Consider the following 15140-nt stretch of genomic DNA (forward strand, 5'->3'; position numbering starts at 1 on the left):
GTTCAGCGGCTCCCGTCGGCGGTCGGGTCGTGGGCGGCGAGCAGCCGGGTCACACCAGCTTCGGCCTCGGGCGACAGCAGGCCGCGGGCCCGCATCCAGCGGTCGTCGAACACCGTGTCGAGGTACTTCTCACCGCCGTCGCACACCAGCGTGACCACCGTGGCACCCTCGGGAAGGGACGCCAGCCGCTCCAGCGCCGCGAACACCGCTCCGCCGGCCGAGCCGCCGATCATCAGCCCGCTGTACGCGGCGACCGCGCGGGCGGTGGCGAACGCGTCGACGTCGGAGACCTTGATGCCTTCGTCGAGCAGGTCGTAGTCGACGGCGGTGCCGATCTCCGCGCCCGGCGGGGTGCCGGTGCCGGACTGGTAGTAGGGACCGCCGGGGCCGCCGAACGCGATCGACCCGACCGGCTCCACGCCGATCACCCGCACGCCTGAGCCCTGACGGCGCAGCTCACGCGCGGTGCCGAACAGCGAGCCGCCGGTGCCGACCGGGCACACCAGGTAGTCGATGTCCCCGCCGAGCGCCTCGGTCAGCTCGTGCGCGACCGCGTGGTAACCGACGGCGTTGCTCGGGTTGTTGTGCTGCTCGGTGAAGAAGGCGTTCTCGGTCTCCTTCGCCATCCGGGCCGCGAGGTCCTCCCGTGCCGACGTGGCGAGCTGGTCGTCACCCTCGTCGGCGACGAAGACGAGCTGGGCACCCATCGCGCGCATCGCGGCGAGCTTGTCGCGGCATGCGTGGTTGTCGACGACCGCGGTGAACCGGTAGCCGCGCTCGGCGGCGATGACCGCGAGACCGAGCCCGGTGTTGCCGGAGGTCGACTCGATGATGGTGCCACCGGGACGCAGCTGCCCGGTCTCCTCGGCGTCGAGCACCATCTGCCGGGCCATCCGGATCTTCGCGGCTCCGGTCGGGTTGAACTGTTCGAGCTTGAGCAGCAGCCGCGTGCCGGTGGCCGTTCTGGCCAGCTCGAACAGCGGGGTGTTGCCGATGAGGTCCGAGACCCGGGTGACGACGCGCATGGTGAGGTCCTTCTTCAGGCTGGGGAGTCGAGGCGCCACCGCAAGCGCGGACCGTCGCGGTCCAGCACGATCTTCGGTGGTAGCGGGAGCTCGTGGAACTCCGACTCGTTCGAGTCCATCTGGTATCCGGCGGTGTTGAGGTACATCAGCTGGTCACCGACCTGGGGACGACCGGGGAACACGACCTTGCGCCAGGTCAGCATGTCCGACTCCAGACAGCTCGCGCCGCCGACGCAGGCCGGGTACGCGCGCCCGGCGCGCGACGGCGAGGCGATCGGATCGGGCAGGAACTCGCTGGCGAACCACTGTTCGGACAGGCTCAGGCTCGTCCCGTCGACGGTCAGGATGCCGTGGCCACGGTCCTTCACGCCCTGAATGGTGAACACCGTGACCCCGGCCTGGTCCAGCAACGCGCGCCCCGGTTCGAGCGCCAGCGTCACGTTCGCGGCACGCAGCAACGACGCCAGGGTCCGTTGCTCCCCCGCCGGGACCGTGTCGAGGACGGCGGCGAGCATGTCCGCGCCGGCAACCGGCGAGTGGTACGGGTAGAAGCCGTCGAACGTCCTGCCCGCGTGGTAGCGCTCCGGCCGGTCGTCGGCACGGAAACGCCGCCAGTCCGCCTCGGTGACGTAGTCGACGGCGAAGCCGCCACCGATGCTCACCAGGTCGGCGGGCAGGCCCACCTCCCGGGCCCGCTGGCAGTGCCGGACCAGCACCGCGGCGAGGTCGGCGCGCGGCGTCGGTTCGTAGCCGGACAGGTGGAAGCTGAACCCCACCAGCCGGACCGACGAGTCCCGGCAGCGGAGCAGCGCGGTGTCCAGCTCATCCTCGGTAAGTCCGAACCGGCTGTCCGACGCGGACGGCAGACAGCGCAGCAGGACCCGAGGAACCTCCGGCAGCGCGCGGACCCGGTCCAGCTCGTCGAGCGAGTCGACCGCGAGCAGGCAGTTCTGCCGGGCGGCCAGGCGCAGGGTCTCCGCCGGCTTCGCGGGCCCGGTCACCACCAGGTCGGCGCCCCGCACCCCCTGTCCGAGCGCGGCGCGGATCTCCTGCGCGCTGGCCACGTCCACGCCGATCCCCAGCTCGGCGCTCGACCGCGCCCAAGCCTCCGCCTTGTTCGCCTTCTTCGCGTAGAACACCCGGCCCGGGACCCCCGCCGCGTCGAGCACCGAGCGGAACCGGTCGACGTTCGCCTCGAACTCCGGCGGGTACAGCAGGTGGTACGGCCCACCGACCCCGTGGGCGAGATCGGCCAGCAGCTCAGGGTCCGCGAGCACGTCCCGGACCCAGCCGGCCTGTCTCGCCGGCAACGTCGGGAGTGCAAACGCGGTGTCCATCACTGCCACAGCGGCACCTCGTGACCGAGCCCCCTGGCGATCGCCAGCTGCGCGAGCCGGTGCCCGAGCGCGATGTCGGTGACCACCAGGCCGCTGTTGTAGGCGAAGACCCGCCCGTCGCCCGGCTCACGACCGGACGCCCGCCCGGCGAGGATCTCCGGCAGCTCCGCGTCGACCGGAGGCAACCGGCCCTGCTCGTCGGCCATGTCGGTACCGGTCACGGCCATCTGCGCCGCACTGGTCGCGACGACGCGGTCCGCCCGGTGCAGCGTCGAGGGCGCGATACCGTGCCCGACCAGGACGGACAGCGCGGTCGGCGTGAGCCAGTCCGCCTCCACCGAGGCCGGGCTGCCCGCGCCGGCGACAGCCAGGACCACGTCCGCCTCGCCCGCGGCGGAGCGCAGGTCCTCGACGATCTCGATGTCCCGGTCCGGGTGGTGACGGTGCAGGGTGGACCGCACCGAGGCGATCCCGTCCGGATGGGTGCCGGACAACAGCAGCCGGTCCAGTTTCGGCAGTGTCTCCAGCAGGAACGGCAACGCTTCGCGCCCCTGGGTGCCGGTGCCGATGACCAGCGCCGTGGAGCTGTCCGGCGGCGCGCACTCGGCCGCGAGCAACGCCGACACCGCCGGGGTGCGCAGTGACCCCACACGTCCGCAGTCCATCAGCGCGATCGGCAGGCCTGTGGTGTCGTCGTAGAGGGTCAGCGACGTGTAGTAGCGCTGCGCGTCACGGTCGTGCGACGGGTCGTACTTGTAGGACGTCTTGATCGCCACGACGTCCCGCACGCCGTCCCTGGCCAGCATTGCGTAGGCGACCGAGTGCCCGTCGGCGGGCTTGACGGTGAGCTTGCGCGGGTTGTCGGAGCGTCCGTCGGCCAGCGCCGTATAGGCGCCGCGCACTACGTCGAGCACCTCGGCGGGGGTGATCTCCACGCCCGCGATGTCGCTCCTGCTCAGCACCCGCAGTCCCGGGGTGTCAGGCATAGGGATCCACCACCTCTTGGCCGTAACCGTGTTCGCGTGCCTCGGCGTCCGGTCGTTCGGGCCGGGCGGCTCGGATGTTGACCCGCTTGATCCAGCGGTCCGTTCCGTCGTAGCGGGCGGTGAACGGCACCCGCCCGTGTACGACCGCGTCGTTGTCCAGCACCAGGAATTCGCCCGGATTCAGCACGATCGTGTGCGACACGCGCTCCAGCTCGGCGCCGAGCCTCCGGTAGGCGGCACCGTATTCCGGGCTCGCTCGCGCGAGCGGCGTATATGCCGGGTCGTACCGCAGGCCCAGTCCGTCATTCTTGCGCCATACCGTCGCCACGGGCGGTGGCACTCCGGCGCCGGAATGGTCCTCACCATAGGAGGAGTCGGGCAGAATCGGTAAATCGGCGCGGGAAAGTATGGCAATGTCGGCATTGTTCAGCTCAGTCTGTCGAACACTGGCCGCGGTCGTGCCGACCCGGTCCGGATTACGCAGACAGCCGAGCATCAGATAGTTCGCGCGGCGCGGGTGAAATGCGTCCTCGGTGTGCGGGGTCAGCAGCACCGAGCTGCTCGCGCCGGTCTGCTCCCGCTCCGACCCTCTGGCGGGAACGATGTCGTGCACCAGCCTGCCGTCCTGCTGCCCCGCCCAGCCGAACACCCTGCCCATGACCGTGGCCAGCAAGAACAGCAGAATATCCTGCTCAGCGGCACACCAGTGATCGGCGGCCGACCAGGACGCGGGGGTCGGCCCCAGCTCACCCTCGTCGACCGGAAGACCTCGGAGCACGACGAGCCCCAGCGTCGGATCGGGTGGCCGGCACGCATGCAGAACGGCCGTGGGCAGCTTTCCGGCCAGCGCCGATGCGTGCTCGACGAACAACGGGTTCGTGACTTCCGAATATTCGGCGGTCACTTTACCCACCAGCGTTCTCACCTGCGCGGCATCGTCGTGGGAGATATTTCGGACATGCCTGTCACCATGAATCATCACGTTCGAGAGCCTTTGGTCGTATCGGTCATACCGGGCGACATTGGCGGCGGGAACGACAGGTACGGGAATTGGCCGACGATTAACGTTGATCGCCGTAATGCGAACGTAACAGCTGCCCCTTGAGTAGGCAACCTACTCTTCGAGTGATCGGACTCACTCAATTCATGGGGAACTGCGCATACATTTATTCTGACTCATTGCGATTTCTGCATCGCGGACCGGGTCACGCCGCCGGGGAATGCGGGGCCAGGCGCGCCCGGACAGCAGCCGCAGACCGTTGAGCCCGACGATGACCGTGGATCCCTCGTGCCCGAGCACACCGAGCGGCAGCGGCAGGGTGCCGAGCAGGTCCCACAGCGCCAGCCCCGCGATGAACACCGCCGCGATCAGCAGGTTCGCGATCACCAGCCGACGGGCCCGGCGCGACAGCTCGATCAGCGCCGGCACCGCGGCGAGCTCGTCACGGACGATCACCACGTCCGCCGCGTCCAGCGCGAGGTCGGAACCCGCCCGCCCCATCGCAACTCCCACCTGGGCCTCGGCCAGCGCGGGAGCATCGTTGACGCCGTCGCCGACGACCAGCACCCGCTCGCCCCGCGCCCGCAGGTCCCGCACGACGGCGACCTTGTCCTCCGGCAACAGTCCCGCTCGAACATCGGTGATCCCGACCTCGGCGGCCACGGCGTGTGCGGCGCGCACGTTGTCGCCGGTCACGAGCACCGGCCGGTGGGCGCCGAGCGCACCGACCACCTCGGCGCCACCGGGCCGGACACGATCGGCAAGGCCGAGAGCTCCCACCGGCCGACCGTCGAGGCGGACCACGACCACCGTGTGACCGGCGGCCTCCAGTTCCACCACGACCTCGGTCACCCGGTCGTCCTCGAGCCGCGTCGGGCGCCCGACCTCGATGAACCGACCGTCCAGCCAGGCGCTCACCCCACGGCCGGGGACCGAGCTGAACCGCTCGACCGGACGCGGCGACACACCCATGCCGAGCGCGGCCTCGACCACGGCCCGACCCAGCGGATGTTCCGAGGGATGTTCCGCGGCCGAGGCGAACAGGAGAAGCTCCGCCGCGCCCAGGCCCGCGTCCGGCAGGACACGCACCTGCGCCACCGCCGGCGCCCCCAGGGTCAGGGTTCCGGTCTTGTCGAACGCCACGCGTGTGGTCCGCCCTAGCTGCTCCATCACCACGGCGGACTTGACGAGCACACCGTGGCGTCCCGCGTTGGCCATCGCGGCCAGCAGTGGCGGCATCGTGGCGAGCACCACCGCGCACGGCGACGCGACGATCATGAAGGTCATCGCCCTGAGCAGTGCGGCGTCCAGGTCAGCGCCGAACAGCAGCGGCACGACGAACACCGCGAGGGTCGCGGCGACCATCCCGACCGAGTAGCGCTGCTCGATCTTCTCAATGAACAGCTGCGTGCCGGCCTTGCTCTCCGCCGCCCGCGCGACCATCGCCGCGATCCTGGCGACGACGCTCTCGTGCGCCGGCCTGCTGACCCGGACCCGCAGCGCACCGGTCGTGTTGGTGGTCCCGGCGAAGACCTCGTCGCCCGGTCCCTTGGCGACGGGCAGCCCCTCACCGGTCACGGTCGACTGGTCGACGTCACTCGCGCCGTCGACCACCGCACCGTCGGCTCCGATCCGCTCTCCGGGGCGCACCAGGATCCGGTCCCCGACATCGAGGGACCCGGCGTCCACGACGTGTTCCCCGGCATCGGTGAGCAGGGTGGCGCGCTCGGGCGCCAGGTCGAGCAGGCCACGCACCGACGCGGCCGTGCGATGCGTGGCAACGGCCTCCACGGCGCCGGACACGGCGAAGATGACGATCAGCAGCCCGCCGTCGAGTACCTGCCCGATGGCGGCGGCCCCGACCGCGGCGACCACCATCAGCAGGTCGACGTCGAGGGATCTGTTCCACAACGCACGCATCCCCGACCAGGCGGGTTCCCACCCGCCGGCCAGGTAGCAGGCCAGCATGAGCGGCCATTCCGGCCCGCCCGTCAGATGGACGACCAGTCCGAGCCCGAAGCACACCGTCGCCGCTGTCGCCCACCGCACCTCGGGGAGCCACCGGTCCCACGCACGCATCACCACAACAGCACATGATAGCCGAACTTATGAACATCTATTCATATCTGCACGACTGCTAAGATATTCGAATGGGTCATGGAGCACCGGACGGTGACACGCCGCCCGCGATGCTGGATACCGAGACCGCGGCGAGTGTGGCCGCGACCCTGCAGGCGCTGGCCACCCCCAGCCGGCTACTGATCCTGTCCCGCCTGCGCCATTCGTCGTGTTCGGTCACCGAGCTGGCGGACGCCGTCGGCATGCAGCAGTCCGCCGTGTCCCACCAGCTGCGGCTCCTGCGCAACCTCGGCCTGGTCACCGGCGAGCGCGCCGGCCAGCGCATCGTCTATGGACTGCACGACGATCACGTCGCAATGCTCCTGGACCAGGCGATCTACCACAGTGAGCATCTGCGTGACCGTGATCGGGTCAACCAGCCCTAGGACCACTACCGATCCCCGGGCTGTTGCCCGGGCGCGACAGAACGTGCGGCGGCGGTACGAGGTCCACCATCGGGTCCACCCCACCCTGTTTCGACCCGCGATGAGCACGTCGTCATGCATGCGACACACCGAGCCACTACGTGCGGGAAATGATCTCCAGAGCAATGACCGGTGGCGGTTTTCGGCGCGGTGTCTGTGTCGGGTCGAGCCATTTCGGCGGAATGATGGACGGATATCCATCGATCATCTGAACGGTCCATCCGGATTCGTGAACCATCCGGTGATGAGACCAGCAGAACATGACCAAACTGTCCATATCAGACCTACCGCCCTGCGCCCAGGGCGTCACATGATGGATTTCGCAGCGATACGGCGGCTCGTCGCACCCTGGGTGTGCGCAACCGCGGTCGCGGGCGGCGACCGCTCTGCGCTGGGCCGGGGTCGCGGTTCGTTTCTCCCGACCCACATCCAGGATCTGGCTCTGGCCGCCGAGCACCACCGGCAGAATCTTCGCGTCACACAACAGCATGCGGGTCTGCGCGGCGGACAGCTGCCCGCCGTACTCCAGAACCACACCACGATGCTGCGCGCGTAGCTCCTTCTCGGTGAGGATGATCGTCACGTGCGGGCGTTCCCCACCACGCCTCGGCAGACACCCCTCATCCAAGACATACACGCACAGCTGAGCCAGAGCATCACCCTGACGTTCGGCCAGTGACTTGTTCTCGTCCTTCTCCGGCAGCAACCGGGCTTCGAGCGCCCGGCGGAACACCTCGAACGACAACGCATCCAACCGACCCTTGAAAAAACCACCACCGTGCTTGTGACGAGTGAACGACAGGTCGTTGACCAGCCCATCCACCCCCGAATCATCATCACCGGGCCGGGCGCCGTCATGATCGAGACCGTTGACCAGCCGCCGCGCCTCCACCGCAAGCTGCGCCGGCGTGTAGGCCTGCGCCCACTCCACGAGGATGGTTTCAGCGCCACCCCAGATACCAGGATCGAGACGACGCGCGGCACTGGACCTCAACGCGATGTCGATCACAAGGCCGTGTGCTTGGTCGATGACATGCGAGTCCAACGCCGCCGCGGTCGCGGACAGGCGAGCGGCGACAGGCTCACCGGTCAAGGTGACGGTCGGGAACGCGTGACGCGCCAACCGCACCAACCGATGCGCCTCCGACGGCCTCACCCCCAACAAATCCGCCACCGCCGACTTCGCCCGCACCCCACGCTCGACGAACCCACCCTCAGAATCCAGGCGAGAAATAGACCGCAACACATCCTGCCTCGACTGCCGCTGCAACCGATCATGAAACTGAATCGACTCAATCAACACCTGATCAGACAAAACCTTTTCCGCATCACGAAGCCGAGCCATCACCGAGACAGCTTCCGCACGCAACTCACGCACCAAGACTTCGGACATACCACCATTATCCCAGATAACACCGACAATTCACACAAGAAAACAGACCTTGTACGAAAAGAAACAAGCCCCCCGCAATCCCCAGCACCCCCGCAACCCCCAGCATCCGCGCACACCACCCCCATCCCCGCGATCCTGGCCCGCACTTAGCGCGGCCGGGCGCTGTCAATCCTGAAACCTCGACCCCGCTGCGACTGCACCACGAGACGACCGTCGAGGCGCGAAGCGGGATTGATAGCGCCCGGCCGCGCTAAGACACTCAACGGCCAGCGGGGATGACCCCCAAACGAAGCCAGCGAGGATGCACCCCACACGAAGCCAGCGGGAAATGAACCGCGCCACAAAATCGCCCTCCAAAACATAACCGAGATTATGGTATGGAGACGCCGGAACCCCACGATCTGGGAGCCACGTCATGGGCCTAGTCCCCATCGCCGACTCGCTCTACCTATGGGCCGAGACACCCCGAAGCCCCGCACACGTAGTAGCCCTCCAGGTCTTCCAACCGCCGAAGGAACCACCGAGGAACCTGATCGACGACCTCCACCGGTCGATGACCGACCAGACGACCCTCAAACAGGCGTTCCGCCGCCGCCCCTATCGCTCGCCAGGCACCGGCGGCCAGTACGCGTGGGCCATCGACGACGACATCGACCTCACGAAGCACGTCAGTCGCGTCGAGTTGGACGGCGGTGACGTCGAGCAGCTGTGGGAGCACGTTGCGGACTTCCACTCGTCGCCGCTGCCGCGCGACCGGCCGCTGTGGCAGGCGCACCTGGTCGAGGGTCTGAAGGGTGGCCGGTTCGCGCTCTGCACGAAGATGCATCACGCGTCGTTCGACGGCGTCAACATGGGCCGGCACGTCCTGGGTGGGCTCTCCCCCGACCCGACGGCACGTACCGGGACCGCCCCGTGGATGCGTCCCACCCAGTCAGGCACCCGCCGGGCCCGCGCGGACCGGCCGGGCATTCTCTCGACGCTGCGCGAGAGTGTGACCGTCGCGGGCCAGATCGCCGGGACCGCCGGTGCGCTCGCCGAGAACGCGGTCGACTCGGTCCGGGGCGCGGGTGCACCCCTGCCGTACAGCGCTCCGCACACGATCTTGAACGAACGGGTCGGCACGGCACGCACGGCCACCGGTCGTTCGTGGCCGGTGGCGAGGCTCCGCGCGATCGCCAAGCGGACCGACACGACGCTCAACGATGTCGCGCTCGCCCTGTGCGGCGGCGCGCTGCGGTCCTATCTGCTCGCGCAGGACGCCCTGCCCGCCGCCCCGCTGATCGCGATGGTCCCGGTGTCGCTCACCTCGACCGACCCGAGGGACAAGGCCCGCGAAGGTAACTCCTGGGCGGCCGCGCTGTGCAACCTCCGGACCGACCACAGCTCGGGCCCGAGACGCCTGCACGACATCAGCGACTCGATGCGGCGGACCAAGAGGTTCCTGTCCCGCCTGGATCCGGTGAGCGCGGCCGCGGTCAGCGCAACGGTCCTGAGCGGCGCCGCGCTGAACGCACTACCCGGCGTTCCGTTGCCGCCCCGGCCGCCGTTCAACCTGGTCATCTCGAACATCCCGGCGCTCTCGACGACGCTCTACCTGAACGGCGCCGAGCTGACCGACGCCTACCCCGTCTCCGTGGTGACCGACGGGCAGGCACTCAACATCACGCTCGTCTCCTACGCGGGCCGGTTGTCGTTCGGTCTGACCGGATGTCCTCGCGCGGTCCCGAACCTGAAGTCTCTCGCGGACCATCTCGCCGACGCCCTCACCGAGCTCGAGCGAGCCTGACCCGACGCGGATTACGCTCGGCGAATCCCGGGTACCCGACCTCACGACACGATGTGGGGAGGACCTGTGGGTCTCAAATACCGGGGTCGCACGAAGCTCGGACCGCTGCCGATCTGGCGCAACGTCTCGCGCTCGGGGAACGGCAAGACGGTGTCCTGGACGGTGAAGCTGTTCGGCGTCAGCTGGAACAGCCGCACGAAGAAGAAGTCGGTGGATCTGCCCGGCGGCTACTCGTACACGTCCGACTGAGCCACTCGGGCACGACCGCCCAAGACACGACACCGCCCCGCCCGGAGTGCTCCGGGCGGGGCGGCCTTGTCGCTGGAGGAGTTTCCCGGGGTCAGAGGATGTCGTGCAGGACGATCAGGCCGACATCGCCACTGTCGTTGTGGTCGTAGCGGTTGTGGTCACGGCGGTTGTGGTCGCCGTCCCAATCACGGTCGTTGTCGTGGCAGTGGCAACCACCCGCGAGCACCGTGGTGTTCGCCGTCGGCAGCACCGTGGCGGACGAGGTGGGCAGCGCGAGGCCGGTGACGGCCAGAGCCGCGACGGCCGCGGCAGCGGCGGCAACCGAGAGTGCGCGCACGGGGAGTGACATGAGTACAGCCCTTCTCACTAACACCGGGAAACGGTGTGGTTCTTGTGGCAACTGATGTCACCACACGCACCCCACCGAGCACATCGGTTACTCAGCGGAATCACCCGGACGTGCCGTTTAAGCCGAAAGTGCGCGACTCGCCGGGTGAGTTTGCACTGGTAGACGAACGGTCTTGTCGCGGCGGCCGGGCAGGAGTAGAACTGGAAGCACGGGAACACCGGAAGGCCAAGGTCGAGTCAGAAGAGAAGGCTCGCTCTCCCAGCCGGAGCTCCCCGAGTTCGGGCACGGGCACCCCGCGCGGAGCACGCCGCGACTAGGCAGTACGCCGTGGGACTGCGCCAGCGGCCGACAACCGGTCCCTGCCGCCGAGTCCACCCAGCACGGCGCTATGTGCACGCTTGGCAGCCCGATGATGCGAACTCTCGGGCGTCGCCGCGATCCATCCGCGGCGACGCCCGACTCGCGCTGGGAGTGTGCTGAACAACTCCGGCCGTAGCGCGCGGCGGCCAGGTGACGTCATCGCAAGGCGCGAGGCAGGGCCGATACCGCTGTTGTATCGGCCCTGCCTCGCAACGCGGCGAGGACGCCGCCTGGGCGCCGCGCGGTAGGCCCGAGTTGTTCAGTGCGCTCCTAGATGCCGGACGAGGTAGCGCATCAGCAGGGTGTCGTTCTCGGCGACCACCGATGCCAGCTCCAGCGAGGCCGGTTCGATCTCCACCCCGGCCACGATGCGCCCGGCCGCCCCGGAGACCAGCACCGGCGAGGCGGTCACTCTCAGTTCATCGACGAGCCCCTGGGCCAGCAGCGCGCCGAACAGGTGCGGCCCGCCCTCCGAGTCGATCCGTCCCAGGCCCCTGCCGGCCAGCTCGCGCACGGCCTCGGCGAGGTCCACCGTGTCCGTGCCACACGTCAGGACCGTCGCACCGGCCTCGGCCCACGCCGCACGCTGCTTCTCGGGCGTCGAGGACGGGGTGATCACGAAGCTCGGCACCTCGGCCTCGGTGATGACCGGTGCGTCCGAGGGCAGGCTGCGCCCGGTGGTGACGACCGCGGTCGGCGGCACCGGCGCGAGCCCGTGCGCATTGCGGCGCGCCCGCGTCTCGTCGTCCGGGTGGTAGCCGCGGAACTCCTCGACCATCGCGGTCGTGGCGCCGACCAGCAGCACGTCGGCGAGGTCGCTGCCCAGCTTCAGCACTCGCCGGTCCGGCTCGTCCGACAGGCTGCCCGCCCTGCCGTTCACCGACACCGCGCCGTCGACGCTGGCCACGAAGTTCACGACCAGCCAGTTCGGCGACGGATAGCGGTACAGCGTCTCCAGTGCCTGCTCGTCGAGGTCGGTGACCTCCTCGGGCGGCCAGATTCGACGCATCAGGAAATCCACTCCTGCGCCCGTGCCGGCGGGCGGGTGCCCGCGATGCTGGCGACCATCTCCAGCGTGTGCCGGGTCGGTTCGACCTCGTGGACCCGGAAGACCTGCGCGCCCGCGTGCGCGGCGACGGTGGTCGCGGCCAGTGTCCCGGCCAGCCGGTCCTCCAGGCCCACCCCGAGGGTCTCCCCCACGAACGTCTTGTTCGACAGCGCCATCAGCACCGGCCAGCCCGTCTCGACGAACTCCGGGATGTGGCGCAGCAGCTCCAGATGATCGAGGGTGTTCTTGCCGAACCCGGTCGCGTCGATCAGGATGGCATCGCGCGGCACCCCCTTGGACTCGGCGAGGTCGGCCAGGCGCAGGGTCTCCTCGAGCACGGTCTTCGCCACATCGACGTACTCCGGGCGCACCGGCTCCGACCTCGGCTCACGGCCGCCGGTGTGGACGCACACATAGCCGGCGCCGAACTCGGCCGCCACGTCGATCAGCTCCGGGTCCGCCGCGTTCCACGCGTCGTTGAGCAGCCCGGCCCCGGCGGCGCACGCCGCGGCACCGACCTCGTGCCGCCAGGTGTCGATGCTGATCACGACGTCCGGATGGTTCTCCCGAATCCACTCGACGGTCGGTACGACCCGCCGGATCTCCTCCTCGACCGTCACGTCGTCGCCGGGGCTCGCGGCCACGCCTCCGATGTCGATCATGTCGGCGCCCTCGGCGACCGCCTTGCTGATCGCTGCCTTCGCGGGCTCGTCAGCGAACGTCGAGCCCCGGTCGTAGAACGAGTCCGGCGTCCGGTTCACGATCGCCATGATCAGCGCCCGATCCCGAACCAGCCGGCGACCTCGGATCACCAGGTCCTGTCCTCCCGAGCCTGCTACTGGCACCGCGCCCTACCTTCCCTAGCCTCATCGTCCGCCCTGGTCCCGCAATTCGATAGTAGAGAGCGAACCGGTCGAGGGCGCGGCGCCGAACCGAGGCTCACACACAGCACCCCCGGCGTCGGGGGACCGCCGAGGGTGCTGGCCGTGCGCTTCCGGTCAGTGCTTGCCACCACCGCCCGAGCCGGAGTGGCCGCCCGATCCGCCGCCGGAATGGGATCCGGAGTGCGAGGACGAGCCGCCGGACTTCGAGGAACCGTGGTCCGACGAGCTCGAGGACCTGCTCGACGAGCTGGAGCGCTCCGAGCGGCCGCTGTCCGAACCGCCCCGGTCGGACCGGTCGCCGCCGGACCTGCCGCTGGACCTCTCGGACCTGTCGCCGCTGGTCCGCTCAGACTTGGTGGAGCCGGACTTCGCGGAGCCGGACCCGCCGCTGTCGGAGCCGGTCCTCGACGAACGAGCACTGTCCGAGCTCCGCTCACCCGAGGCACGCGAGGTGGAGTCACTCGTGACGGCGCCCGTCCTGTTGTCACCCGTCTCGTTCTGGCCCGTCTTGTTCTGGCCCGTCTCGTTCTGGCCCGTCTTGTTCTGGCCCGTCTGGTTCTGGCCCGTCTTGTTCTCGCTGGTCGACGCACTCTTGGTGGCCGACTCGCTCGTGGCTGTCTCCTGGGTGTCGGCCGCCGGTGCGCTCGCGGCGGTGAGGACCGTCGCGGACGAACCGGCGCTCTTCGTGCTGCCCGCCGTCGACGACCCGGACGAACCGGTGGCCGACTCGACCGAGGACCGGGCGGTCTCGGTTGCCGCCGCCGCGGTCTTCTTCGCCCCGCCGAGCAGCCCGCCCGCGAGGCCGCCGACCAGGCCGTCCACCGTTCCCGCGAGGCCTTCGGTGGTCTTCGAGACCGTGGCGCCGAGTCCTTCGACCACCGGCCCGACGACCGGCAACGGCACCGCGCGTCCGACACCGGAGACCGTGTCACCGAGGGCGCCGCCGACGCCGTCGACCACGCCGCTCACCGTGTGCACGGTCGTCTGAGCGACGCCGCCGACCGCGCCGACGGTGGTGTCCAGCGTCTTGCCGAGCACCTTGGTCGTGTCGGTGACGACACCCCCCAGTGCCTCGACCGGCTGCCCGAGCGCGCCCAGGCTTCCACCCACACCGGAGACCAGCCCGCCGACGGCACCGCCCGCGCCACCGACCAGCCCGTCGGCGGCGCCGCCGACCACTCCGCCCGCCGGGGTGGAGCCGCCTCCGGGGTTCCCGCCGCCAGGGGTCCCGCCGCCGGGAGTGCCACCACCCGGCGTGCCGCCGCCCGGGGTGCCCCCACCTGGGGTGCCACCACCCGGGGTACCGCCAGCGGGTGGGGTGGTTCCGCCGCCGGGCGGTGTCACGATCGGCGGGCCGCCGGGTGGCAACGAGGTCCCTGGCGGTGTGGCGCCGCCGTGACCGACCGCGGCCAGTGCCGGGGGAATCGCGCCGGACTCCGGCGCGGAGGGCGCACCGAACGCCGTCGGGGTGTACGGCAGCGCCACGCTGGGGTTCTCACCGAGCGCGGTCGGCCCGCCCAGCGGACCGCCGGGATGTCGCAGGCCGTACTCCCCGAGGCCGAACCCGGGTCTGCCGCCCGCGATCGCACTCGTTCCGTCCGGGCCGGAGGCGTCCGGACCGAACAGGATGCTGGTCGCGGCGAGCGAACCCGCCGCCACCAGTGCGCCGGCCGTGCTGACGAGTCTTCGGCGAGGAGTACTGGACAACACGCGGAAATCGAGGTCCAGCTTCCCTCGTACATGGCCGTCCACGATGCGCGGCGCGTGGCCTTCTCGCCGGAGCAGGGTGCTCACCGAGACCGCGGTGCGTTGCCCCGGGGAATGCGTCGAGCGGGGACGCCTGCCGAGAAGCTCGGCCACGGTGATCACGGCGGGAACAGCTGGAGCACCGCGCTGCGCTGCGATGTCTGACACGATCGTGGTCCCTCCCAAGGGTGAACAGAGACCGCTAGTTCTACTGACCGTAGCCGGGTAAGCCAATAGCCATTCAACCGCTCAACGCGACCGCCCATCCGGGCTAGTTGCCGTTCACCGACGGTGAGTGACCACTGAACCTACCGCTCGTCGTGATCATGGAAGTGCTCGGCGGTTCGGTCGCACCCAGCCTCGGCCGGTCGGAGCAGTCGCACCCTCCGCTTGACGAACAACGCATTCCCTTTCTAGAGTTTCTCACTATGAGA

General features: G+C 69.5%; 13 protein-coding genes. 3 read left to right on the forward strand and 10 right to left on the reverse strand.

Annotation, left to right across the window (positions count from 1 at the left end; all coding sequences use genetic code 11):
- Nucleotides 1–2: 2 nt before the first annotated feature.
- The 5 genes from G406_RS0134655 to G406_RS51775 all read right to left on the reverse strand — a co-directional run bounded on the left by G406_RS0134655 (nt 3) and on the right by G406_RS51775 (nt 6427).
- Nucleotides 3–1025 carry a PLP-dependent cysteine synthase family protein gene (locus G406_RS0134655; protein ID WP_028937372.1) on the reverse strand — a complete coding sequence of 341 codons (1023 nt, stop codon included), beginning with the start codon at nt 1023–1025 and terminating at the stop codon, nt 3–5.
- A 14-nt stretch (nt 1026–1039) separates the two neighbouring features.
- Nucleotides 1040–2362: an alanine racemase gene (locus G406_RS0134660; protein ID WP_051343100.1), complete on the reverse strand. Its 1323-nt coding sequence runs from the start codon at nt 2360–2362 to the stop codon at nt 1040–1042.
- The gene (locus tag G406_RS0134665) at nt 2362–3348 is read right to left on the reverse strand and encodes an ornithine cyclodeaminase (RefSeq protein ID WP_084216611.1); all 987 of its coding nucleotides are present in this window, start codon (nt 3346–3348) and stop codon (nt 2362–2364) included. Before G406_RS0134665 ends, G406_RS0134660 begins: the two co-directional genes overlap by 1 nt.
- Nucleotides 3341–4252 (reverse strand): TauD/TfdA family dioxygenase, encoded by a 912-nt coding sequence (locus G406_RS0134670; protein ID WP_211241364.1) that lies wholly within the window; start codon nt 4250–4252, stop codon nt 3341–3343. The genes G406_RS0134665 and G406_RS0134670 overlap by 8 nt, the downstream gene beginning before the upstream one ends.
- A 240-nt stretch (nt 4253–4492) precedes the next feature.
- Complete coding sequence (locus tag G406_RS51775) at nt 4493–6427, reverse strand: heavy metal translocating P-type ATPase (protein ID WP_084216653.1); 1935 nt, start codon at nt 6425–6427, stop codon at nt 4493–4495.
- A gap of 71 nt (nt 6428–6498) precedes the next feature.
- Here G406_RS51775 and G406_RS0134680 point away from each other — a divergent pair, with 71 nt between their 5' ends.
- Nucleotides 6499–6852, forward strand: coding sequence for an ArsR/SmtB family transcription factor (locus G406_RS0134680; protein WP_028937376.1), 354 nt, complete (start codon nt 6499–6501; stop codon nt 6850–6852).
- 136 nt (nt 6853–6988) lie between these two features.
- Here G406_RS0134680 and G406_RS51780 read toward each other — a convergent pair whose 3' ends face one another.
- On the reverse strand, nt 6989–8284 hold the full coding sequence (locus G406_RS51780) for an HNH endonuclease signature motif containing protein (protein ID WP_051343101.1): 1296 nt from the start codon (nt 8282–8284) through the stop codon (nt 6989–6991).
- Between the two features lie 415 nt (nt 8285–8699).
- Between G406_RS51780 and G406_RS0134690 the strand changes: the two genes are divergently transcribed.
- On the forward strand, nt 8700–10070 hold the full coding sequence (locus G406_RS0134690; protein WP_028937377.1) for a WS/DGAT/MGAT family O-acyltransferase: 1371 nt from the start codon (nt 8700–8702) through the stop codon (nt 10068–10070).
- Between the two features lie 66 nt (nt 10071–10136).
- A complete protein-coding gene (locus G406_RS0134695) occupies nt 10137–10319 on the forward strand; it encodes a hypothetical protein (RefSeq protein ID WP_028937378.1) in 183 nt (60 codons plus the stop codon).
- Nucleotides 10320–10410: 91 nt separating this feature from the next.
- Here G406_RS0134695 and G406_RS0134700 read toward each other — a convergent pair whose 3' ends face one another.
- The 4 genes from G406_RS0134700 to G406_RS54860 all read right to left on the reverse strand — a co-directional run bounded on the left by G406_RS0134700 (nt 10411) and on the right by G406_RS54860 (nt 14874).
- The gene (locus G406_RS0134700; RefSeq protein WP_028937379.1) at nt 10411–10668 is read right to left on the reverse strand and encodes a hypothetical protein; all 258 of its coding nucleotides are present in this window, start codon (nt 10666–10668) and stop codon (nt 10411–10413) included.
- A 619-nt stretch (nt 10669–11287) separates the two neighbouring features.
- Nucleotides 11288–12037: a pyrimidine reductase family protein gene (locus G406_RS0134705; protein WP_156935316.1), complete on the reverse strand. Its 750-nt coding sequence runs from the start codon at nt 12035–12037 to the stop codon at nt 11288–11290.
- Nucleotides 12037–12846, reverse strand: coding sequence for a dihydropteroate synthase (folP, locus tag G406_RS0134710; protein ID WP_051343175.1), 810 nt, complete (start codon nt 12844–12846; stop codon nt 12037–12039). The genes G406_RS0134705 and folP overlap by 1 nt, the downstream gene beginning before the upstream one ends.
- Nucleotides 12847–13074: 228 nt before the next feature.
- Nucleotides 13075–14874: a hypothetical protein gene (locus tag G406_RS54860; RefSeq protein ID WP_156935317.1), complete on the reverse strand. Its 1800-nt coding sequence runs from the start codon at nt 14872–14874 to the stop codon at nt 13075–13077.
- Nucleotides 14875–15140 lie beyond the last annotated feature (266 nt).

Origin of the sequence: Actinospineispora spinosispora DSM 44797, assembly GCF_000429025.1 — a bacterium.
GTDB classification, from domain to species: Bacteria; Actinomycetota; Actinomycetes; order Mycobacteriales; family Pseudonocardiaceae; genus Pseudonocardia; species Pseudonocardia spinosispora.

Excerpts from the sequence above, each read along its gene's own strand:
- G406_RS0134705 (WP_156935316.1), bottom strand. The coding sequence starts at position 12,037 with ATGCGTCGAATCTGGCCGCCCGAGGAGGTCACCGACCTCGACGAGCAG.
- G406_RS0134655 (WP_028937372.1), bottom strand. The coding sequence starts at position 1,025 with ATGCGCGTCGTCACCCGGGTCTCGGACCTCATCGGCAACACCCCGCTG.
- G406_RS0134690 (WP_028937377.1), top strand. The coding sequence starts at position 8,700 with ATGGGCCTAGTCCCCATCGCCGACTCGCTCTACCTATGGGCCGAGACA.
- G406_RS0134700 (WP_028937379.1), bottom strand. The coding sequence starts at position 10,668 with ATGTCACTCCCCGTGCGCGCACTCTCGGTTGCCGCCGCTGCCGCGGCC.
- G406_RS0134660 (WP_051343100.1), bottom strand. The coding sequence starts at position 2,362 with ATGGACACCGCGTTTGCACTCCCGACGTTGCCGGCGAGACAGGCCGGC.
- G406_RS0134665 (WP_084216611.1), bottom strand. The coding sequence starts at position 3,348 with ATGCCTGACACCCCGGGACTGCGGGTGCTGAGCAGGAGCGACATCGCG.
- G406_RS51775 (WP_084216653.1), bottom strand. The coding sequence starts at position 6,427 with ATGCGTGCGTGGGACCGGTGGCTCCCCGAGGTGCGGTGGGCGACAGCG.
- G406_RS0134680 (WP_028937376.1), top strand. The coding sequence starts at position 6,499 with ATGGGTCATGGAGCACCGGACGGTGACACGCCGCCCGCGATGCTGGAT.
- G406_RS51780 (WP_051343101.1), bottom strand. The coding sequence starts at position 8,284 with ATGTCCGAAGTCTTGGTGCGTGAGTTGCGTGCGGAAGCTGTCTCGGTG.
- folP (WP_051343175.1), bottom strand. The coding sequence starts at position 12,846 with ATGGCGATCGTGAACCGGACGCCGGACTCGTTCTACGACCGGGGCTCG.